Below are 20,109 nucleotides of genomic sequence, written 5' to 3'. Positions count from 1 at the left end.
CAATGGTTTTCGATTTCGCAGCGCAGCCGCCGGAGCTGATCTCCGCCAAGATCTACGCCGGTCCGGGAGCGGAGTCGCTCCAGACCGCGGCCGCGGCCTGGGACGCGTTGTCCAGCGAATTGCAGTCGACCGCAACCCAATTCGAGTCGACAATTGCCGGCCTGGTCGGCGGCGACTGGACCGGCCCGTCGGCTGAGGCCGCAGCCGCGGCCGCCGCGCCGTTCGTGTCCTGGTTGTCGACGACGTCCGGCCAGGCAGAGCAGACCGCGGGCCAAGCCCGGGCCGCGGCCAGCGCCTACGACACGGCGTTGGCGGCGACCGTTCCGCCGGCCGAGATCGCGACAAACCGCGCTGAATTGCTGACGCTGTTGCAGGCCAACATCTTCGGCCAGTACAACGCGGCGATCGCCGCCCTCGAAGCGGAGTACGAGCAGTTCTGGGCACAGGACGTGGCTGCCATCACCGGGTACTCGGCATCGTCGCAATCGGCGACGTCGGGATTGGGCTCGTTCACCGAGGCGCCGGAGACGACCAACCCAAGCGGGACCGCCGCGCAGGCTGCCGCCACGCAGGCCGCCGCCGCGGCACCGTTGGACCCCTCGGGAATCCTCACCGAGATCGAGACCATCACGAACTCGTTCTCGACGGCCCTGACCAATCTCAATACCTCCTACACGAACTTCTTCACCAACGCGTTCGGCCTCATCCCGGGCGGCTCCAACCTGCAGTCGCTGTACCAGGGCGTGTTCAGCTTCGCCAACAGCGTCGGAAGTCAGGCGACGTACACCAACGTCGTCAACAGCTCGACCAGCATGGGCATCTCGCAGTGGAAGAACTTCTTCGTCTACCAGCCGTGGAGCCACGGCATCGGGCTCGGATCGCTGGGCGCCGGGCTCTCGTCACCGGGACATGCCGGCGGCCTCGGTATCGCACCCAAAGCCGCGGCGGCAGCGATCGGCGGCGCGCACACGATCGGCAAGCTGTCGGTGCCGCCCAGCTGGGCCGGAGCGACCCCGGCGATCAGGCTCGCCGCAACCTCCTTGCCGGACGGCGCCTTTGCCGCGACGGCCGCTCCCACCATGGAAGCGCCGCTGAGCGCGCTCAACCAGGCCACCTTGGGCAGCTTGGCCGGCGGTGCGCTGGGGAGCCCCGCATCTCGCGTCGTCGCCTCGACGGGTGTACGCGCCAAGGTGGTGACACCGACGCGCTCGAAGGGGCCGGTCCCGTTGGACAAGGTCATCGCGAAGCTGCAAGAGGCACCCGACGAGGTCCAGCACTGGAACGTCGACGAGGCCGGACTCGACGACCTGGTCGCCAAGCTGTCGACAAAACCAGGCATCCACGCCGTGCATCTCACCGACGGCAAAGCCACGGCAGCGGTCCAAAAGGCCGCAACTGAAACAGGTTAAGGGGGATCGATGAAACAACTACTCGCTCTGGTCGGCATATCGCTGGGTCTGGCGCTCGCCACGCCGGCACACGCCGAACCCGGCGTCGACGAGCCGGCCACCGACGACAACAACGGCGCGTTCATCGCCGACTTGAAGAAGGTCGGAATCGGCTTCTCCGATCCGGGGCAGGCCGTCAGCGCGGGCCAGGCCGTGTGCGGTGCACTGCACAACGGGATGCACGGCTTGCATCTCATTCAGCACCTGCAGGAGAGCAATCCGGCTCTCACCGAGAACGGTGCCGCGCAATTCGCGGTGATCTCGGCGAAGGCGTACTGCCCGAAGCAACTCGACGAGGGTGGCGAGCCCGGCAAGAAATACCTCAAGGGCAACGCTCCCGGTAAAGGCACCGGCGAGGACGAGACGACCGTGCTCAAAACCGAAGACCACAGCAAGACCAGCGCCAACCACACCGGTGGCGGCGACTAACGCCCGATGGTTCGAGTGCGGTATTCCTGAGGGATGACGAAACGGCGGGCAAAGCGGTGGGCCGCGACAGCGATGACCGGGGTCGCGCTGTTCGCCGCACCGCTGGCGCATGCCTCGCCTGACGACGCCTTGCTGGCCCAACTCAAAGCCGACGGAATCGCGGGGCCCTCCGATGCCGTCCTACTGACGTCGGCCCACAGTGCTTGCGATTTGCTTGCCACCATGAACGGGGACGAAGTCGGCACGGCCGTGCACGAGCAGACAAGGCTGGACGACAACCAGTCGACGGTGTTCGTCGCGGACGCAATGCACTACCTGTGCCCAGAACGCGACCACTCCGGCGGGCAGATCTGGCAGACCACCCATCCGGGCGGACAAGCACTGCAGTGAAGCCCTCGCCAATGATCGGTGCGGCCTTCGTTTGCGCTGCAGTCGCATGGGCGCCCCCGGCATTCGCCACCTCCCAAGACGACAACTTCCTAGCCATGCTCGACAGTGCAGGCATCCCGGCCAACGACGGCATCCCCAGCGTCATCGCGGCCGGTCATCAGGTATGTGCGGACCTCGCCAACGGGGAATCGCCGGCCGACATCGCGGACAAGCTTGCGTATGCCGCATACGACGATGCCCCGATCAACCCGCTCGACCAATACCAGCGCTCGATGGTCTTGTTCGTTCGGGTGTCCACCCAAGCTTTCTGTCCTGGACGCGCGGGCCGCGCAGCGTCGTAGGCGAGCCCGCTCAACGCCTCTGCCAGCGCCCTTGCCACCGGTGCAGTCAGGTTACTAGGATGTCCTAGTAACCTGACTGCTGACGTTCTATGTCCGAGGGACACCCATGACTCAGAAGATTCCGCATTTCATCGACGGGCGCCGTAGCGACCTGTCTTCGACCCGGACCGCCGATGTGCTCAACCCGAGCACGGGCGAGGTGCAGGCACAGGTGCTGCTGGCCTCGGCCGCTGACGTCGACACCGCGGTGGCTTCGGCCAAGAAGGCGCAACGGGAATGGGCCGCCTACAACCCCCAGCGCCGTGCCAGGGTCATGATGAAGTTCGTCGAGTTGGTCAACGCGAACGTGGAAGAGTTGGCCGAACTCCTTTCCCTGGAACACGGCAAGACCGTCCCGGACGCCAAGGGCGACATTCAGCGCGGCGTCGAGGTCATCGAATTCGCCATCGGGATCCCGCATTTACTCAAAGGCGAGTTCACCGAGGGCGCCGGCACGGGCATCGACGTCTACTCGATCCGCCAGCCGCTCGGCGTGGTCGCGGGCATCACGCCGTTCAACTTCCCGGCGATGATCCCGCTGTGGAAGGCCGGCCCCGCGCTCGCATGCGGAAACGCGTTCATTCTCAAGCCTTCCGAGCGCGACCCGTCGGTGCCGGTCCGTCTGGCCGAGCTGTTTCTCGAAGCGGGCCTTCCCCCCGGTGTGTTCCAGGTGGTCCAGGGCGATAAGGAAGCCGTCGACGCGATCCTGCATCACCCGGACATCGAGGCCGTCGGATTCGTCGGCAGCTCCGACATCGCGCAGTACATCTACGAGACCGCGGCCGCCAATGGCAAGCGCTCGCAGTGCTTCGGCGGCGCCAAAAACCACATGATCGTCCTCCCGGACGCCGACCTCGACCAAGCGGTCGACGCGCTGATCGGGGCCGGCTACGGCAGCGCGGGTGAGCGTTGCATGGCGATCAGCGTCGCCGTTCCCGTCGGGGAAGAGACGGCAAACCGGTTGCGCAACAGGCTGGTTGAGCGCATCAACCAGTTGCGGGTCGGCCACAGCCTGGACCCGAAGGCCGACTACGGCCCGCTGGTCACCGAGGCCGCCCTCAAACGGGTGCGCGACTACATCGTCCAGGGCGTCGAGGCCGGCGCCGACCTGGTGGTCGACGGCCGCGAGCGCACCACCGACGAGCTCACCTTTGACGACCAGAGCCTGGAGAAGGGCTTCTTCATCGGGCCGACATTGTTCGATCACGTCACCACCGACATGTCGATCTACACCGACGAGATCTTCGGTCCCGTGCTGTGCATCGTCCGCGCGCACGATTACGAAGACGCGTTGCGCCTGCCCACCGAACACGAATACGGCAACGGCGTGGCAATTTTCACCCGCGACGGCGACGCGGCCCGCGACTTCGTGTCCCGGGTGCAGGTCGGCATGGTCGGCGTGAACGTGCCGATCCCGGTGCCGGTCGCCTACCACACCTTCGGCGGCTGGAAGCGGTCCGGCTTCGGCGACCTGAACCAGCACGGCCCCGCGTCGATCCAGTTCTACACCAAGGTCAAGACCGTCACCGAGCGGTGGCCGTCGGGCATCAAGGATGGCGCGGAGTTCTCCATCCCGACCATGAAGTAGCCCGGGATGGAACTGTTCAGCCTGGACGACGACGAGCGGGTCATCGCCGAGACGGCCGCCGCGTTCGCCGCCAAGAAGATTGCCCCGTATGCCCTGGAATGGGATGCCACGCACCACTTTCCGATCGACGAACTGCGCGAGGCGGCCGGACTGGGTATGGCCGCGATCTACTGCCGCGACGACGTGGGCGGCAGCGCGCTGCGCCGTCTCGACGGGGTGCGGATCTTCGAGCAACTCGCGATGGCCGACCCGACGACCGCGGCGTTCCTGTCGATCCACAACATGTGCGCATGGATGGTCGACACATTCGGCACCGCCGAGCAACGCAAGGGCTGGATTCCGCGGCTGGCGTCCATGGACGCAATCGCCAGCTACTGCCTGACCGAGCCGGGTGCGGGTTCGGACGCCAGCGCGTTGAGCACCAAAGCGGTTCGGCAGGGTGGTGACTACGTACTCGACGGCGTCAAGCAGTTCATCTCGGGTGCGGGCGCCTCGGACGTCTACGTGATCATGGCCCGGACGGGATCGAGTGGCCCGCGTGGGATTTCGGCGTTCATCGTCGAAAAGGGCACGCCCGGGCTCAGTTTCGGCGCTCACGAAGAGAAGATGGGCTGGAACGCGCAGCCGACCGCACAGGTCATCCTCGACGGTGTGCGGGTGCCCGCCGACGCGATGCTCGGCGGCGCGGATGGTGAAGGCGGCGGCTTCGGCATCGCGATGAACGGCCTCAACGGCGGCCGGATCAACATTGCCGCGTGTTCGCTGGGCGGCGCGCAGGCCGCCTACGACAAGGCCGCGACGTACGTCGCGCACCGCGAAGCGTTCGGGGCTCCTCTGCTCGACGAGCCGACCATCCGATTCACGTTGGCCGACATGGCCACCGCGCTGGAAACCTCGCGGCTGATGCTGTGGCGAGCGGCCGCCGCGCTGGACGGCAACGCCGACGACAAGGTCGCGCTCTGCGCGATGGCGAAGCGTTACGTCACCGACTCGTGTTTCGACGTCGCGGACAAAGCCCTGCAACTACACGGCGGCTACGGCTATCTGCGCGAATACGGTCTGGAGAAGATCGTGCGCGACCTCCGGGTGCACCGCATCCTCGAGGGCACCAACGAGATCATGCGGGTGGTCGTGGGACGAGCCGAAGCCGCCCGAGTCCGCGCAAACGCCTAGGAGAGCCATGACTGATCCCTTCACGGTCGCGTTTCTAGGGCTCGGCCACATGGGCGGTCCGATGTCGAAAAACCTGGTCGACGCCGGCCACACCGTCCGCGGGTTCGACCCGGTGCCGGCCGCGGTCGAGGCCGCGACAAGCAACGGCGTCCAGGTGCTGGACAGCGGGGCGGCGGCGGCGACCGGTGCCGATGTCGTGATCACGATGCTGCCGAACGGCGATCTGGTGAAGCGTTGCTACGGCGACATCCTGCCCGCTGTCGATCAGGGAACGTTATTCATCGACAGCTCAACGATTTCCGTCGACGACGCCCGCGAGGTACACGCTTTGGCGGCCAAGCATGGCGTGGCCCAACTCGATGCACCCGTGTCCGGTGGTGTCAAAGGCGCGATCGCCGGCACGCTGGCGTTCATGGTCGGCGGCGACAGCGATGCGCTGGAGCGGGCCCGTCCGGTGCTGGAACCAATGGCGGGCAAGATCATTCACTGCGGCGATGCCGGAGCCGGGCAGGCCGCCAAGGTGTGCAACAACATGGTGCTGGCCGTACACCAGATCGCGATCGGCGAAGCGTTCGTGCTGGCCGACAAGCTCGGGCTGTCGGCTCAGTCGCTGTTCGACGTCATCACCGGCGCAACCGGCAACTGTTGGGCGGTGCACACCAATTGCCCAGTGCCCGGCCCGGTTCCGACGTCGCCGGCCAACAACGACTTCAAACCCGGCTTTGCCACCGCGCTGATGAACAAGGACCTGGGGCTGGCGATGGACGCCGTCCACTCGACCGGCTCGAGCGCGCCGCTGGGCAGCCACGCCGCCGAGATGTACGCCACATTCGCAGCGACCAACCCCGACAAGGACTTCAGCGCGATCATCGAAACGCTACGCGGCTAATTGCGTTGACGTACAGAGTCGCTCAAATCGACGTTTTGAAGGCACCCACTCGACATTCCGCTGCAAAACGTCGATGTGAACGGCTGGCTTTCTACGCAGCTTGCCGTAATTGCCAGCGGCGGTGCGCCTGTTGGCAACTGGTCGCCGATAGCGGCTCGTCGACGACCACCGCGGGCACACCCGCCGTCGCCGACGCCCGAAGCCCGTCGGGACCCGTGACGGCCAGCGCGGCGCAGGACGTTATTCCCATCTCCCACAACGCCAGCCGATAGAGCTCTCCCCCGTCAGCCGGACCCCCGGCGGCGTCGGGCAAGTCATCGACCGTCACGATCGTCTCGACCAGGCCGTCGCCGAGAAGGTGACGCACCATCGTCTCGACTTCGGCCCGGGGTCGGGCGCTGACCACGCCCACCCAGATGCCCGCGACGAATAGGCTCATCACCGCGTCGATCAGATCCGTCCTGGCCGCCATGTCGCAGTCGTGCTCGACCCGAGCGAGCACCGTATCGGCGTCGAAAATCACCGCACGCAAGTCGTCGGTTTCGGTCCGCGACTCGCGGTCCCACCAGAACGTCCGGGTCGGACGGGCTCTCCCCTTGGCTCGCACGCCTCACAGGGTGCCCCCAATCGACCTGACCTAGCCTCCCCCATTAGGGGGATTCGGATGGCCAAACGGTCGCTTTTGCCTAGGGTGGGGCCATGTTTTCTGCGCCGGTCCGCGTCGTCTTGGTCGACGACCACGAGATGGTCATCGAAGGACTCAAGGCGATGCTGACCTCGTTCGACAACCGAGTGCAGGTCGTCGGGCAGGCCGTCGGGGTGGAGCGTGCGTTGGAGGTCGTCGACACGCTGCAGCCCGACGTCGTGCTCTGCGACGTACGCATGCAGGGCTCCAGCGGACTGGACCTGTGCAAGATGCTTCGCGAGCGCGGGTCAAACCGCAAAGTCGTGATGCTGTCGGTCTACGACGACGAGCAGTACCTCTACCAGGCGCTGCGGGTCGGTGCGAGCGGCTACCTGTTGAAGAGCATCAGCAGCGACGAGCTGGTCCGTCAGCTGGAGCGGGCCCACCAGGGCGACACGGTCATCGATCCGGGGATGGCAGCCCGCGCCGCCGACACCGCAGCCCGGATGCAGCGCGACGAATTCTGGCCGGGCGCGCGACAAGGACTGACGCAACGCGAGAGCGAGATCCTGTCCTGCATGGTCAGCGGGCTGTCCAACCGCGGGATAGCCACCAAACTGGTGATCGGCGAGGAGACCGTCAAGAGCCACCTGCGGGCGATCTACCGCAAGCTCGGTGTCAGCGATCGCACCGGCGCGGTGGCTACCGCCCTGCGCGAAGGCATCTATCAATGAGCCCCTCTCGTCGCCAATCCCATGCCGTGCATGACCTCGTCGACACCGATCGCGAATTGGCGTTGCTGCGCGAGCTCATCCAGGCCGCGTCGAGCGGTCCCGGGGTCGAGCCGCTAGCCGCCGCGGCGGCTCGAATGATCACCGCCGCCACCGGGACCGACGTGTGCTTCGTCCACGTGCTCGACGACAGTGACCGCTCGCTGACGCTGGCCGGCGCGACGCCACCGTTCGACGGCCAAGTGGGAAAGATTCGACTGCCGTTGGGATCTGGCATCTCGGGGTGGGTGGCCAAACACCGCGAGCCGGTGGTCATCACCGACGACAAGGAGGCCGACCCCCGCTACCTGCCGATCCAGTCGCTGCGCGGGCGCGACTTCACGTCGATGGTTTCGATGCCAATGGAGACCGACCCGGGTGGACTGGTCGGCGTGTTGAACGTGCACACCGTCGCCCGTCGCGAATTCACTGACCGCGACGTCGAATTGCTGCGCGTCATCGGCCGCCTGATCGCCGGCGCCATGCACCAGGCGCGGTTGCACCGGCAGCTGGTGGCCAGGGAGCGGGCCCACGAGTTGTTCGTCGAACAGGTCATCGAGGCGCAGGAGATCGAACGCCGCCGGGTTGCCGGCGACATCCACGACGGGATCTCCCAGCGCCTGATCACGCTGTCCTACCGCCTCGACGCGGCGGCCCGGGCCGTCGGCACGGATGCCGCCGAGGCGTCCAGCCAGCTTGCCGAGGCGCGTGAACTGGTCGGTTTGACGCTGGGCGAAGCCCGAGCCGCGATCAGCGGCCTGCGGCCGCCGGTACTCGACGACCTGGGTCTGTCCGGCGGGCTGGCCAGCCTGGCTCGCTCGATCCCGCAGCTGGACACCGAACTCGACCTCGCCGATGTCCGGTTGCCCGAGCACATCGAAATCGCGCTGTACCGGATCGCCCAGGAAGGCCTGCAGAACATCGTCAAGCACGCCAATGCGTCGGTCGCGCGGGTGCGCTTCGCCATTGACGACGGGCCCACCGCACGCCTCGAAATCGTCGACAACGGAGTAGGTTTCGACACTTTCGAGCATCCGCTGGGCGGCGACGAGATGGGCGGCTACGGCGTGCTGTCGATGGCCGAACGCGCCGAGTTGGTCGGCGGGCGGCTCAACATCCGCTCGCGGCCCGGCTCCGGGACCGCGGTCACCGCGACGATTCCGGTGCCCGCCCTGACCGACTAGCTTGGAAAACTGGCGCCGAAAGTGCAAGTACCGACGTGAACCGCGAGTAGCAGCGTCGCTACTGACACTTTCGCGTCGAAGCCGTGCCCGCCCTGACCGACTAGAAGTCGCCGGCGTTTCGCCGCAGCGTCTCGATCGACGACACCAGCGCCCGCGACTCGTGTTCTGACATGCCGACGTCGGAGAACACCTGCTCGTTGAGCGTGACGGTGGCGTCCTCGACGGTCGACCGGCCCAAATCCGTAATTTGCACCAACGTGGTGCGCCCGTCGGTGGGGTGCGGCACCCGCTCCACCAGCTTGTTGGCCTCCAGTCGTCGGATGGCGTGGGTGACGCTGGTGACGTGCACCTGCAGCCGATCGGATGCCTTGGTGATCGGCAACGCCCCGCTGCGGCTGAACGCCAGAAGGCGCAACAACTCGAAGCGTGAAAAGCTCAAATCGTAAGGGCGCAAGGCATTCTCGACGCGAGCAAGCAGAATCTGATGCGCCCGCATTACCGAGGTCACCGCGACCATTCCCTCGGCGACGTCACCCCAGCCGGCCCGTTCCCAATTCGCGCGTGCGACCGCGATGGGGTCGCGGTTATCAGGTCGGGTCGGGGCCACGCCCCTTCATACCATTGATTTTTCCACCGCGGTCAGCACCGCCAGGGTCGACGACATTTCTCCGACCGAGATGCGTGCGCCGCCGTCGTCGTAGTAGCGGACCCGCAGGCCCGCTTCGGCGAACACCTCCTGCCAGGGCCGCCGCGCCATGGGCAAGTAGACGAAGTTGGCGTGCGAGTCCATGCTGTAGACGCCCATCGCCATCAGCCGTAGGCGCAGGTTATTGCGCTCCGAGGTGATCCGCCGAATGCGCTGCCCGAGCTGGTCTTCGGCGTCGTAGGAGGCGGCCACCGCGGCCACGCTGACGTTGCTCATCCCGAACGGCAGTTGCAGGCCCGAGATCGTCGATGCCAGCTCAGGCGCGGCAAACCCGTACCCGATGCGTAGCCCCGCCAGTCCGTATGCTTTGGAAAAGGTCCGCAGCACAACGACGTTGGGAAAGCGGCGCACCAGTTCGGGTCCGTCGATCCGGTACCGCGACGCGACGAATTCGACGTACGCCTCGTCGAGCAGCACGATGGTGTTGCTGCTCACCTGGTTCAAGAACCATTCGATCGACGAGATCGCCTCCAGGGTGCCGGTCGGATTGTGCGGGCGGCACAACACGACTACCTTGGCGTCGGTCGCCGCCTCGGCCATGGTCACCAGGTCCTGATAGCCGTAGGGGTCGAGGGGAACACTGACCGGCGCCAGCCGCGCCATCTGAGCGAAGATCGGGTAGCCGTCGAACGTCGGTGTGCTCATCACGATTCGATCGCCGGGCCGGGTGACCGCGTGCAATACCTGCATCGCCACCCCGGACGCTCCCGGTCCGACCACCACCTGATCGTCGTTCAGCCCGATTCGGTCGGCGATCATGCGGGGCATCTGGCCCGGTAGGAACTCGGGGTAACGATTGGCCGAGTCCAGACTGTGCGCGAGTGCCGAGCGCACGGCAGGCAACGGCGGGAAAGGGCTTTCGTTGAGCGACAGGGCGTGCGGGTCGATCGCTTGCGGCAACGCGGCGATGATCTCGGCAGTCGCCGAGGTGCAGAGCGCCGGCTCGCCCATCAGCCGCGACCTCCCCAGCGCACCGCGGCGGCGCCGGCGAAGTCGCCGGCATGGGCGAACGCCGCCATCATGACCACGTCACCGGCCTCGAGCCGCCCGTCGGAGATGGCACGGTCCAGGTTCACCGGGATGCCGGCCCCGAACAGGTTGCCGCACTCGTCGTAGGTGTCGAGGTGCCGCGACTCGGGCAATTCCAGAGCCTCGCGCCAATTGCGCAGGAACACCCGGTTGGGCTGGTTGGTGACGAGTAAGTCGATGTCCTTGCTGCTCAAGCCGATTCGGTCGCACACCGCGAACGCCACCTCGGGCACCTGACGATTGCCACGGGCCAACACCTTGGCGATCTTGGTCTCGGTGAACCCGATGCACGCCTCGCCCGGCCCGGGCTGCCACCACTTCCGCGCCGGATCGATGGCCAGCGTCATGTCGCCGGCGTACTCACCGTACGTGCGGCATTCGACGTCCAGGATGGGTGACTGGTCCGACAGCGCGACCAGCCCGACCGCGGCGCCGTCTCCGGGAATCGCGGCCTGGGCCTTGCGGCGCACTCCCGGCTGGTCGAACACCTGCCCGGCCGCGTTCTGTGCAACCGCGATCAGCGCCGTCCGTCCCTCTCCCGAGGCGATCAGTCGCCGAGCGACATTGAGCGCCAACACGAATGCCGCGCAGCCGCCGTTGTGCAGATCCAGCACCCAGGACGGTCGCATGCCGAGCCGGTGCGCGATCGCGCCGCCGCCGCCGTAGAACGGCATGTCCGGCATCTGCGCGTGCGTGATCAAGATGTCGACATTGTCGACGACGTCACGACCGTGCCGATCGATGAGGCCTTGCGCGGCACGCTCGATCATGTCGGTCGCGGATTCCTCGGGGCCGACGTGGTGCCGAAAGCTCGGACCGCGGAACATCACGTTGTCGCGCAACTCGTCCGAGTCGGCGAACTGCGCGTAGTAGTCGGCACCAATCGGCTCGCCGGGAAGATAGCTGGCGACGTCGAGGAGGCTGACGCTGGGCTGCCCGGTCATTTCATCCACGCCGGCGTGATCGGAAGACCATGACGGTGCCGGTACTCGGCGATGCTCTTCAGGTTGTTCAGTTCCAGCGTGTGACCAGGCCCGAACAGGTCCCAGAAGTCGCCGACCCAGCCGGTGCGCCCAGCCGGTGCGGTCTCGGGGTAGGGGTTTCGGTCGTAGAACGGATGCCGGCAATTGGTCCACAGCACAACCGAACCCGGCTTGTCGAGCACCACCCGCGCGTCGAGGATACGCATCAGGTAGATCATCCAGAGGTGGCGGCCCTGATCCCAGGCGCAGTGATAGTCGACGGTCCGCGCCTCGGAGTTGGCGTAGGTGCGGGTGTAGATCGTGGTGTCGGGCAGCAGCCGGTCGTAGGCCTCCCACAGTCCCGGTTCCTCGGTCGGGGTGAAGCCGCGCAGTGTGTACGTCCACTCCTCCAGGCTGCGGGTGTCCGACAGGTATGCGAACAGCTCGTCGGGCGGGCAGTCCACGTAATCGTTGACCGTGCAGTACTTTCCGAATACTTCACTGTGCGGATACACCGAGCGCATCTGTGACAGGAACGTTCCGGCCGTCTCTTCCAGTGGCGTCGTCTCGATGCGGACCACCCCGTCGATCGGTCTGGTGGTGCCGGTGTGGGTGACGATATCGTCAAGCGCTGGCAGCGACATGGGCGTGATCCTCCTGTGTTGGTGACACATACTGGTGGTTGGTGCGATTGCTTACAGAAGCTCCGAGAAACGGTGCAAAAGGCGGGATTTCGTCGGCGGCACACTCGACGCTGACGACCGAGGGGCCGTCGATGTCGAGCGACGCGCGCACGGCCTCGGCCAATCCCGCTGCATCGCTGACGTCCGTCGAGCTCAGCTTGGGGAACATCGTGGCCAGGCCGGCCCCCAGGTGACTGGGCGTAAAGCGGTTGTAGCTGTAGAGGTCGTCGTAGTAGAGCTGCTCCCGGGTCACGCACATGGCGTGGGCGTTGTTGTTGAGCAAGACAAACGTGATCGGCAGCCGGTAATGCACCGCTGTGTGCACCTCCATGCCGTGCATGTAGAAGGCGCCGTCGCCGGCGATCACGACGACTCGACGGCTGGTCCCCTGGGCCTTGCGACGGGCGAACGCCATCCCGATGCCGGCTCCGAAGCTGTAGCCCATCCCACCCATGCCGAGGGCGACCGCGAAGCGGCCCCGGCGGCGGACCGGCAGGTAGTGAATGGCCGCCGCGCCGGTGTTTCCCGCGTCGACGACGATGTCGACGCCGGCAGGCAGCGTCCGATCCAGTTCGGCCATCGCGTCGCGGTAACGCACCCCTGGCCCGTCGAAGTGGGGTGGGGTCAGTTCGGTGTGCGGGACAACGTCGGGCACCCGGATCCCAGCGGCCCGGCCGGCACCGGTCAGCGCTTCGGTCAACATTCGCAGCGACGTCCGCAGATCGTCGGTGTGGATATGGGTGCAGGCCAGGTACGGCGGTGCCGAACCGATAGACATAGTCGGCACTGCGGCCAGGGCGTCTTCGAGACCCGCCCGCGCAGTCACCGACAGTCGCGTGCCCACGACCAGGCACAGCCCGCTTTCGGCCACCGCCCGGGCCACCCCTGGGTGACCCATCACGCCGGTGACGCCCAACGCGGACGACGAGCCGAAACCGGGGGTTCCCGCGACGTCTTTGGCGTCTGGCACGCAGGCCACCTGTGCGCGCAGCACACCGCGGAGCTCGGCGAGTTCGGCACGCGCATCGTCTCGAGCGACCTGCTCGCCGGCGATGATCGTGACCGGGCCGGCGGTGCGCCGCACCGCACGCGCAATCGGGTGCGGATCACCGACGGACCGGCGTCCGGCGACGCCCAGGGCGCATCCAGGTTTTATCACGGTTTGCTGAATGTCTTTGGGCAGCAGCAAAACTGCTGGCCCGCCGGTTTTCGCCGCCGCGATCGCCGCCGGTAGCGCCGAGACGATCTCGGCGGCGTTGCGCACCCGCTTGCAATACACCGACACCTGCGCGAACAACGCCTCGGCGTCCAGCGAGCCATTGCGTCCACTGGTGTCCTGAAAGCTGCCGCGCCCATCCATCCCGGTGGCGGGCTGACCGACCAGGGCCAACACCGGTATCCGACTGGCATACGACTCACCAAGCCCCGGAACGAGATTCAGTGCACCGCCCCCAGAGGTCGCGGCAACCACACCGAGCCCGGTTCCGCTGCGGCTGTAGCCATCGGCCATCGTGGCGGCGGAAAACTCATGCTTGGCCAGCACCGCGGTGACGTCCGGCCGGAAGTATGCGGCGTCATAGAGGTCCTCGATGTTGGCACCGTCGACACCGAAGATGTACTCGATGCCGGCGCAAGCGAGTTGCCGGACGATGTGGTCGACCACTCGGTACTTCCTCGACATATCAGGGACACGGTGTACACCCAACTCCGGTTCAATCCCGTCGCGAGTGAACCTCGCGGCATCCGGCTACGTATTAATCCCTGTGCAAGACGTCATTGTGGTGGGCGCCGGGCCCGCCGGCCTCGCCGTCGCCCGTGAACTCGGGCACCGCCATGGCGTCTCGGCCCTAGTCGTCGACAAGGCGTCCGCTCCCGCGATGTCGTGGCGCAACCGCTACGACGACTTCCGGTTGAACACCAACGGCTTCTTGTCACACCTTCCCGGACAACGGATTCCGCTCCGGCATGGACGCTGGCCGACCAAGGAAGACATGGTCGCTTACTTCGACAGCTATGTCCGGCGCCAGCAGATCGCGCTCGACCTGGGCCGCGAAGTCACTTGCATCGAGCGGGCGCCCGCGCGGTGGCGGGTTGCCACCTCATCGGGCGACCTTGGTGCGCGCGCCGTCGTGCTGGCCACCGGCCGCTACCGCACTCCCGCCATCCCGCGCTGGCCCGGTCTCGCCGAGTTCACCGGCGAGGTGGTGCATTCCGTCGACTTCCGCAACGCGTGGCCGTTCCGCGGCCGCAACGTGCTGGTGGTCGGCGCGGGCAATTCGGCCGCAGACATCGCGGTGCAGCTGGCCGGCAATGGCGCGGGCAGGGTGTGGCTGGCGGTCCGAACACCGCCACATCTCGTGCGCCGTGCGATCGGGCCGATCCCGTCGGACGTCTTCCTGGAACTGTTCGCGCGTGTGCCCGCACGGCTGGTCGACCCGGTCATCGCAGGGCTCAATCGTGCACTGCTGGGCAACCTTTCGCCCTACGGCTTCGCGAAGCCGCCGATGGGGCTGAAGGCGACCGTCGAAAGCCGGGGCCGCATCCCCACCCTGGCCGACGAGCTCGTCAGGCAGGTGCGGGCCGGCCGGATCGACGTGGTGGCCGCGGTCGCGGCGCTCGAGCCCGATCGCGTCATCCTGGCCGACGGCACCGGCGTCGCCCCGGACGCGATCATCGCGGCGACCGGTTTCGAGCCCGACCTGGGCGGCCTGGTCGGCCATCTCGGCGTTCTCGACGAGAACGGCCATCCGCGCGGCGGTTTCTCCGCCGATCTGGGCGGTGGGTTGTTCGCGATCGGTCATGGCATTCCACCCAACGGCCCGCTACGGGCGATTCGGCGGGCAGCATCGCCGCTGGCAGCCGAGATCGCCGACTACCTCGCGGCCACGACGAAGGGCAGGCAATGGCACTACTCACGGCAAAGCGGTACTTCCACCGCGGTGTAGACGGCTACGAAGCGGCACGCCGCGAGACGGTGTGGAATGGCATTCTGCCGCAGCGCTTTCCCGACGTGATCGTGCAGGCATGCGATACCGACGACGTCGTTGCCGCGATTCGCCATGCGCGCTCGCGGGGGTATCGGGTCGGCATCCGTTCGGGTGGACACAGTTGGGCGGCAAGCCATTTGCGAGACGGCGGCATGCTGCTCGACGTCAGCCGGCTCGACCACTGCAGTGTCAATGCCGACACGATGACGGCCCGTGTCGGGCCGGGCGTGGTCGCCAGTACATTTGCCACCGACCTCGACGCCCAGGGCCTGTTTTTCCCGTCCGGCCACTGCGAAGGCATTCGGCTCGGCGGCTACCTGTTGCAGGGCGGATACGGCTGGAACAGCAAGGTCGTCGGGCCGGCGTGCGAGAGCGTGCTGGGGCTGGAGGTCGTCACCGCCGAAGGCGACACGCTCTACTGCGACGAGCGGCAGCACCCCGACCTGTACTGGGCGGCCCGCGGTAGCGGGCCCGGATTCTTCGGTGTGGTCACGTCTTTCACTCTGCGCGTCTACCCTCGTCCGGGCGTGCTAGGAACCAGCCTGTACATGTATCCGATCGAAGTCGCCGACGAGGTGTTCAGCTGGGCCCGCTCGATCGACGTCGATGACCGGGTCGAGCTACAGGTACTGACCTCCCGCAACTCCCCGGAGGTCGGGCCCGACGTGCCCACGATCGCGATCGCGTCGCCGGTGTTCGCCGACTCCGACGACGAGGCAACCCGTGCCCTCGCAATCCTCGGCACGTGCCCGGTCATCGATCGCGCGACTGTCAACGTTCCGTACCTGCCGACGACGCTTGCCAATTGGTATACCGTGGTGATGATGAAATACCCTGCGGCGCATAGGTACAGCGTCGACAACATGTTCACGTCCGCCTCGGCCGACGAGTTACTGCCGGGAATCCGCCGAATCATCGAGACGTTGCCCCCGCACCCCTCGCACTTCGTGTTCGCCGGCTGGAAGCCGTCCGCGCAGCGCGCCGCGATGGTGTACGGCGTCGAAGACGAGTTCTACCTGGGCCTCTACACGGCGTGGAGCGATCCCGCCGACGACGAGAACTATGGCGACTGGGCGAGGTCGAATATGGCAGCGATGTCGCATCTGGCTACCGGCATCTCGCTGGCCGACGAGAATCTCGCCCGGCGCTCAGCGACATTCATCACCGAGCCGAATATGGCTCGGCTGCAACAGATTCGCGCGGCCTACGATCCCGAAGGCATGTTCCACAGCTGGATGGCGCAGCCCTAGCCTCAGAGGGAACGCTGCAGCAGCACCCGTCCGTCGTCGGCGGAGACCACCTGCACTTGGGAGATCTGCTCGACCGGTGTCGAGGTGCTGCCGGCCAGTTTCGCGGTATGGCCCGGGTCGGCGATCCAGGTGGCCAGCTGGGTGTGGGTGCCGTCGCGGCCGACCACCACCATTGCCAGCCTGTCGTGATGCGCGGTCACCGGAGCCAGGCAGACGCAGTTGAGGTCGATGTAGGTGCCCCACTCCTGGCTGTTCAGCGAGACCGTCGAGGCCAGCGCCTTGGTGCCGACCTGGTCCATCTGCAGCGCGGAAACACTGGCCCGCGGCGGCGTCGACGCCGGATTGTGCGGCCAGATTCCGACGAACAGGGCGACCGCCAGCAGCACGGCCGCGGCGGCCCCCGACGTCCACGTCACCATCCGGACCCGGCGCCGGCGGCGACGCACCTCGGTCATCAGTGACGGCAGCAGGTTCGGCGGCTCCTCGAGGTGGCCGCCGGCGTCCATCGCGGCCACCGTGCCGCCGTCCAGCTTGGAGAGCAGCGCCGGCATGCCGCTGAGTTCGCCGACGGCCGCGCTGCACAGCGGGCAGCCGCTCAGGTGTGCTTCGAACTCGCGCCGATCGGCGGGCGACAGCGATCCGAGCACGTAGGCCGCGTCCCAGGTCGCGTATTCGTGGCTGTCACCGGCGGGCATGTCACTGTCACCGGGTTGGCCGAAACCCCCGATAACCCTCATCGTGACTCCCCAATTGCTGCCATGCACAGGTATTCGTAGCGGACGGCGGCCCGGACGGCCGCAACCACATCATTGCTATTTGGGGCAGTCACCGGGTCACCCCCATCTCCTGCAGAGTGAGTCGCAAGGCCCGCACCGCGTAGTGTAGCCGCGATTTGACCGTCCCCTCGGCGATGTCGAGGTCGGCCGCGATCTGTGCGGTGCTCCAGCCCCGGTAGTACGACCGCTCGATGACGGCGCGGTGGTCGACCGACATCTGGGCCATGGCGTCGGCGATCAGCAAACGGTCCAGGGCGGAGTCGACCTCGTCGGGCGTCGAACGCTCCGGCACTCCCGGATCGTCCAGTGAGCCAACGATATTGCGGAACTTCGGGCTGCGTCGTTCGTCGATGATCATGTTGCGGGCAACGGTGAAAAGCCATGCCCGCGCTGAACGTTCGGTGTCACCGACCACTTCGGGGTGCTGCCAGGCGCGCAGCAGCGTCTCCTGGACGACGTCTTCGGCACGGGCTGCGTCGCTCGTCAGCCGGAGCGCGTAGCGCCACAACGGCGCCGCGTGCTCGTCGTAGAGCGCCTTCATCAACGCGGCCTCGTCGTCCGCATCGGTGACTCGACTCACTCGATCACCTCCTGACAAGTGATACGAGTTGCGTCCCTTCCCAGTTCATCGCGGGGTTTCAGCATCGTCGACCCGGCTCAGTCCGGGATCCAGTTGCCGTGGAACCCGTGCGGCACCCGGCGGGGCATCCGTACTCGGGCCAGCGGCTCGCCCTCGAAGTCCGACGCATCGATGATCACCAGATCACTGCTGTCGGTCGACGGGTCGTAGACGTAGGTCAGGTACCACCCGGCGAGTTCATCGGAACGGCTGTCGGCGGGGGCGAACACCGCCTCGCCGGGCATCGCGGGCGGATCGTGCCGGCCACCGCCCCCGAATCGGTGCTCCACCGCGGTGTCGCTGCGCAGGTCGTAGCGGACCAACGCGCCGCCGCCGACCGCGACCGAATAGCGGGCGGACGTTCCGGCCAACCGGTCGTCGACGCGGGGGAACTCCACACCGCGATCGTCGAGCTGAGTCTCTTCGACCGCGCCGGTGTGCAGGTCGATCGTCCAGCGCCACAGTGCCGCGTCGCCGGTGAATTCGCTGTTGGAGCGCCACATTTCGTCGTATCGCAGGACTTCGAGCACGATCGCGCGACCGGAGTCGTAGGCGTTCGCGACGTGAAAGACGAAGCATGGGTCGATGTCGAACCACCGCAGCTGTCCGTACGGGTCGTCGCGGCGCAACACCCCGAGGCGGGCGGGGTATTGGTCGTTCCAGCGGTACGGCAGATCCCGGTCGCCGGGCCGGCTGAGCGCCACGCCGAGGTCGAACAGCACCGGCAGGTCGAGGAAGACGACGTGCTGCGCGGTCAGGGCGAAATCGTGCATCAGCGTCAGCGCCGGCACGTCGATCGGGCGGCTGATCGTCAGCCGGCCGGCGGCGTCGGCACGGTGGTAGTTCACGTGCGGCTCGAAGATGTTGCCGCCGCCGAAGAAATGCAATTCGCCGGTCTGCGGGCAGATCTTGGGGTGCGCCGTCATCGAGTCGGTCAGGGTGCCGTTGAAATCGTGTACGCCCAGCGTTTTCAGGTCGTTGCTGATCTCGTAGGGCAACGAGAATTCCATCAGCGCCAGGGTCTTTCCCGCATGCCGCACCACGTGGGTATTGGCGAAGCTCGAATGCAGATTCCGGCTGCCGTCTGGGTTGTAGAGCGGGACTGCAGAATCGAAGCTCTCGGTGCGTACCCAGCGATTGCGGTACCAGGCGGCGCGACCGTTCTCCAGACGCACGCCGTGCACCATCCCGTCACCTACGCACCAATGCGCCTCGCCGGCACGGGGATTGGGGCCGTTGCGCAAATACCAACCGTTGAGTTCGGCGGGAATGCGGCCCTCGACCGGTAGGTCGAACTCCGTCAACTCGTCGTGGACCGGGGCGTAGTTGCCGGTGCGAAAGATCGGAAAGACGGTCTCCGGCTCGACGACCGGCGCTGCCGTCAGCTGAATGCTGTCCGCCGCCGCCGCGAGCCGTTGATCTGCTTTCGCGAGCAGGCCCGGTAGCAGATCGGGGCACGGCGGCACCGCCGTGTCGTCGCGGGCCAACGACATCAGCGGCGCCAGGGCGACAAGTTCATCGACCGCTTCCTGGCACGGCGTGCAGCGGAGCAGGTGCGTCTCGAATTCGCGCCGATCGGCGTCCGACAGCGAACCCAATACGTATGCGGCATCCCACATCTCGTACTCGTGGGCTCCCATCGGCTCGTTGCCGTTCCGATACCCCGTCATTGCGTCACACCCATTTCCACCAGAGCCTGACGAAGCGCTCGCAGCGCGTAATGCAGCCGCGACTTCACCGTGCCCTCGGCAATCCCGAGATCGGCGGCGATCTGCGCGGTTGTCCAGCCCTGGTAATAGGACCGGCCGACAACCGCCCGGTGTTCGGCGGACAACTGCGCCATCGCGTCGCCGATCAACGCGCGGTTCAGCGCCGCTACGGCCTCATCGGGACCAGTGGTTTCCGGAGGGCCGGAGCCGTCCACCGGTACCGCCTCGTGGCGGTACCGGGCGCTGCGCCGGTCGTCGATGACCATGTTTCGAGCAACGGTGAAAAGCCACGCACGCGGGGACTGTCCGTTGCGCAGGACGTGAGGGTGTTGCCACGCCCGCAACAAGGTTTCTTGCACCACGTCCTCGGCATGGGCATGATCGCCGGTCAACCGCCACGCATAGCGCCACAAAGCAGCGGCGTGCTGGTCGCACAGCCGCTCCAGAGCATTCGCATCCGCGCCGGCGCCAGGTATGTCCATCACCAGCCTTTCGGTGATGACACGGTGCAG

Annotated in this window: 20 protein-coding genes and 1 pseudogene; 11 read left to right on the top strand and 10 right to left on the bottom strand. The window is 66.7% G+C overall.

The window, feature by feature from the left end; genetic code table 11:
- The first annotated feature begins 2 nt into the window (after positions 1-2).
- The 7 genes and pseudogenes from MKK62_RS14910 to mmsB all read left to right on the top strand — a co-directional run bounded on the left by MKK62_RS14910 (position 3) and on the right by mmsB (position 6,297).
- Positions 3-1,409 carry a PPE family protein gene (locus MKK62_RS14910; protein WP_240259752.1) on the top strand — a complete coding sequence of 469 codons (1,407 nt, stop codon included), beginning with the start codon at positions 3-5 and terminating at the stop codon, positions 1,407-1,409.
- Positions 1,410-1,418: 9 nt separating this feature from the next.
- Positions 1,419-1,763, top strand: a pseudogene (locus MKK62_RS14905) (DUF732 domain-containing protein); the annotation flags it as partial.
- A gap of 147 nt (positions 1,764-1,910) precedes the next feature.
- A complete protein-coding gene (locus MKK62_RS14900; protein WP_240259756.1) occupies positions 1,911-2,267 on the top strand; it encodes a DUF732 domain-containing protein in 357 nt (118 codons plus the stop codon).
- A gap of 95 nt (positions 2,268-2,362) precedes the next feature.
- Positions 2,363-2,608, top strand: coding sequence for a DUF732 domain-containing protein (locus tag MKK62_RS14895; RefSeq protein ID WP_240259758.1), 246 nt, complete (start codon positions 2,363-2,365; stop codon positions 2,606-2,608).
- Positions 2,609-2,714: 106 nt separating this feature from the next.
- Positions 2,715-4,235, top strand: a complete 1,521-nt coding sequence (locus tag MKK62_RS14890) for a CoA-acylating methylmalonate-semialdehyde dehydrogenase (protein ID WP_240259760.1) — start codon at positions 2,715-2,717, stop codon at positions 4,233-4,235.
- Between the two features lie 12 nt (positions 4,236-4,247).
- Positions 4,248-5,408: an acyl-CoA dehydrogenase family protein gene (locus MKK62_RS14885; RefSeq protein WP_240264141.1), complete on the top strand. Its 1,161-nt coding sequence runs from the start codon at positions 4,248-4,250 to the stop codon at positions 5,406-5,408.
- 7 nt (positions 5,409-5,415) lie between these two features.
- Complete coding sequence (gene mmsB, locus MKK62_RS14880) at positions 5,416-6,297, top strand: 3-hydroxyisobutyrate dehydrogenase (protein WP_240259769.1); 882 nt, start codon at positions 5,416-5,418, stop codon at positions 6,295-6,297.
- Between the two features lie 91 nt (positions 6,298-6,388).
- On the opposite strand, the gene MKK62_RS14875 is transcribed toward mmsB, so the two are convergent.
- Positions 6,389-6,904, bottom strand: a complete 516-nt coding sequence (locus tag MKK62_RS14875) for an HAD family hydrolase (RefSeq protein ID WP_240259777.1) — start codon at positions 6,902-6,904, stop codon at positions 6,389-6,391.
- A gap of 92 nt (positions 6,905-6,996) precedes the next feature.
- Here MKK62_RS14875 and MKK62_RS14870 point away from each other — a divergent pair, with 92 nt between their 5' ends.
- The gene (locus MKK62_RS14870; RefSeq protein ID WP_240259779.1) at positions 6,997-7,656 is read left to right on the top strand and encodes a response regulator; all 660 of its coding nucleotides are present in this window, start codon (positions 6,997-6,999) and stop codon (positions 7,654-7,656) included.
- Positions 7,653-8,876: a GAF domain-containing sensor histidine kinase gene (locus MKK62_RS14865; protein ID WP_240259781.1), complete on the top strand. Its 1,224-nt coding sequence runs from the start codon at positions 7,653-7,655 to the stop codon at positions 8,874-8,876. Before MKK62_RS14870 ends, MKK62_RS14865 begins: the two co-directional genes overlap by 4 nt.
- A gap of 100 nt (positions 8,877-8,976) precedes the next feature.
- Here MKK62_RS14865 and MKK62_RS14860 read toward each other — a convergent pair whose 3' ends face one another.
- Genes MKK62_RS14860 through MKK62_RS14840 form a run of 5 tightly spaced genes read right to left on the bottom strand, consistent with a single transcriptional unit; the run spans position 8,977 to position 13,937 of the window.
- Positions 8,977-9,483 (bottom strand): MarR family winged helix-turn-helix transcriptional regulator, encoded by a 507-nt coding sequence (locus MKK62_RS14860; protein WP_240259783.1) that lies wholly within the window; start codon positions 9,481-9,483, stop codon positions 8,977-8,979.
- A gap of 6 nt (positions 9,484-9,489) precedes the next feature.
- Positions 9,490-10,533, bottom strand: coding sequence for an aminotransferase class I/II-fold pyridoxal phosphate-dependent enzyme (locus MKK62_RS14855; protein WP_240259791.1), 1,044 nt, complete (start codon positions 10,531-10,533; stop codon positions 9,490-9,492).
- Positions 10,533-11,555 (bottom strand): 3-oxoacyl-ACP synthase III family protein, encoded by a 1,023-nt coding sequence (locus tag MKK62_RS14850; RefSeq protein WP_240259809.1) that lies wholly within the window; start codon positions 11,553-11,555, stop codon positions 10,533-10,535. Before MKK62_RS14850 ends, MKK62_RS14855 begins: the two co-directional genes overlap by 1 nt.
- Positions 11,552-12,217 carry a DUF8713 domain-containing protein gene (locus MKK62_RS14845; protein WP_240259811.1) on the bottom strand — a complete coding sequence of 222 codons (666 nt, stop codon included), beginning with the start codon at positions 12,215-12,217 and terminating at the stop codon, positions 11,552-11,554. The genes MKK62_RS14850 and MKK62_RS14845 overlap by 4 nt, the downstream gene beginning before the upstream one ends.
- A complete protein-coding gene (locus MKK62_RS14840) occupies positions 12,198-13,937 on the bottom strand; it encodes a thiamine pyrophosphate-binding protein (RefSeq protein ID WP_240259815.1) in 1,740 nt (579 codons plus the stop codon). The genes MKK62_RS14845 and MKK62_RS14840 overlap by 20 nt, the downstream gene beginning before the upstream one ends.
- Positions 13,938-14,019: 82 nt before the next feature.
- Between MKK62_RS14840 and MKK62_RS14835 the strand changes: the two genes are divergently transcribed.
- Together MKK62_RS14835 and MKK62_RS14830 are read left to right on the top strand one after the other, a co-directional pair.
- Complete coding sequence (locus MKK62_RS14835; protein WP_240259817.1) at positions 14,020-15,201, top strand: flavin-containing monooxygenase; 1,182 nt, start codon at positions 14,020-14,022, stop codon at positions 15,199-15,201.
- Positions 15,159-16,493 carry an FAD-binding oxidoreductase gene (locus MKK62_RS14830; RefSeq protein ID WP_240259819.1) on the top strand — a complete coding sequence of 445 codons (1,335 nt, stop codon included), beginning with the start codon at positions 15,159-15,161 and terminating at the stop codon, positions 16,491-16,493. The genes MKK62_RS14835 and MKK62_RS14830 overlap by 43 nt, the downstream gene beginning before the upstream one ends.
- Before the next feature lie 2 nt (positions 16,494-16,495).
- Here MKK62_RS14830 and MKK62_RS14825 read toward each other — a convergent pair whose 3' ends face one another.
- The 4 genes from MKK62_RS14825 to MKK62_RS14810 all read right to left on the bottom strand — a co-directional run bounded on the left by MKK62_RS14825 (position 16,496) and on the right by MKK62_RS14810 (position 20,079).
- Entirely contained in the window at positions 16,496-17,188 is a 693-nt protein-coding gene (locus MKK62_RS14825; RefSeq protein ID WP_286670903.1) for an anti-sigma factor family protein, read from the bottom strand.
- 130 nt (positions 17,189-17,318) lie between these two features.
- Positions 17,319-17,810, bottom strand: coding sequence for a sigma-70 family RNA polymerase sigma factor (locus MKK62_RS14820; protein ID WP_434085088.1), 492 nt, complete (start codon positions 17,808-17,810; stop codon positions 17,319-17,321).
- A gap of 116 nt (positions 17,811-17,926) precedes the next feature.
- On the bottom strand, positions 17,927-19,558 hold the full coding sequence (locus MKK62_RS14815; protein WP_240259829.1) for a carotenoid oxygenase family protein: 1,632 nt from the start codon (positions 19,556-19,558) through the stop codon (positions 17,927-17,929).
- The gene (locus tag MKK62_RS14810; protein WP_240259831.1) at positions 19,555-20,079 is read right to left on the bottom strand and encodes a sigma-70 family RNA polymerase sigma factor; all 525 of its coding nucleotides are present in this window, start codon (positions 20,077-20,079) and stop codon (positions 19,555-19,557) included. The genes MKK62_RS14815 and MKK62_RS14810 overlap by 4 nt, the downstream gene beginning before the upstream one ends.
- Positions 20,080-20,109: the final 30 nt, after the last annotated feature.

This window comes from Mycobacterium paraterrae (assembly GCF_022430545.2).
Lineage (GTDB): Bacteria > Actinomycetota > Actinomycetes > Mycobacteriales > Mycobacteriaceae > Mycobacterium > Mycobacterium paraterrae.
The sequence above is the reverse complement of the archived record's forward strand: the minus strand, read 5'-3'. Positions and strand labels throughout refer to the sequence as shown.

Bases quoted from the DNA above. Each gene is read 5' to 3' on its own strand.
- MKK62_RS14910 (WP_240259752.1), top strand. From the start codon at position 3: ATGGTTTTCGATTTCGCAGCGCAGCCGCCGGAGCTGATCTCCGCCAAG.
- MKK62_RS14900 (WP_240259756.1), top strand. From the start codon at position 1,911: ATGACGAAACGGCGGGCAAAGCGGTGGGCCGCGACAGCGATGACCGGG.
- MKK62_RS14895 (WP_240259758.1), top strand. From the start codon at position 2,363: ATGCTCGACAGTGCAGGCATCCCGGCCAACGACGGCATCCCCAGCGTC.
- MKK62_RS14890 (WP_240259760.1), top strand. From the start codon at position 2,715: ATGACTCAGAAGATTCCGCATTTCATCGACGGGCGCCGTAGCGACCTG.
- mmsB (WP_240259769.1), top strand. From the start codon at position 5,416: ATGACTGATCCCTTCACGGTCGCGTTTCTAGGGCTCGGCCACATGGGC.
- MKK62_RS14870 (WP_240259779.1), top strand. From the start codon at position 6,997: ATGTTTTCTGCGCCGGTCCGCGTCGTCTTGGTCGACGACCACGAGATG.
- MKK62_RS14865 (WP_240259781.1), top strand. From the start codon at position 7,653: ATGAGCCCCTCTCGTCGCCAATCCCATGCCGTGCATGACCTCGTCGAC.
- MKK62_RS14855 (WP_240259791.1), bottom strand. From the start codon at position 10,533: ATGGGCGAGCCGGCGCTCTGCACCTCGGCGACTGCCGAGATCATCGCC.
- MKK62_RS14850 (WP_240259809.1), bottom strand. From the start codon at position 11,555: ATGACCGGGCAGCCCAGCGTCAGCCTCCTCGACGTCGCCAGCTATCTT.
- MKK62_RS14845 (WP_240259811.1), bottom strand. From the start codon at position 12,217: ATGTCGCTGCCAGCGCTTGACGATATCGTCACCCACACCGGCACCACC.
- MKK62_RS14840 (WP_240259815.1), bottom strand. From the start codon at position 13,937: ATGTCGAGGAAGTACCGAGTGGTCGACCACATCGTCCGGCAACTCGCT.
- MKK62_RS14830 (WP_240259819.1), top strand. From the start codon at position 15,159: ATGGCACTACTCACGGCAAAGCGGTACTTCCACCGCGGTGTAGACGGC.
- MKK62_RS14825 (WP_286670903.1), bottom strand. From the start codon at position 17,188: ATGCCCGCCGGTGACAGCCACGAATACGCGACCTGGGACGCGGCCTAC.
- MKK62_RS14820 (WP_434085088.1), bottom strand. From the start codon at position 17,810: ATGAAGGCGCTCTACGACGAGCACGCGGCGCCGTTGTGGCGCTACGCG.
- MKK62_RS14815 (WP_240259829.1), bottom strand. From the start codon at position 19,558: ATGACGGGGTATCGGAACGGCAACGAGCCGATGGGAGCCCACGAGTAC.
- MKK62_RS14810 (WP_240259831.1), bottom strand. From the start codon at position 20,079: ATGGACATACCTGGCGCCGGCGCGGATGCGAATGCTCTGGAGCGGCTG.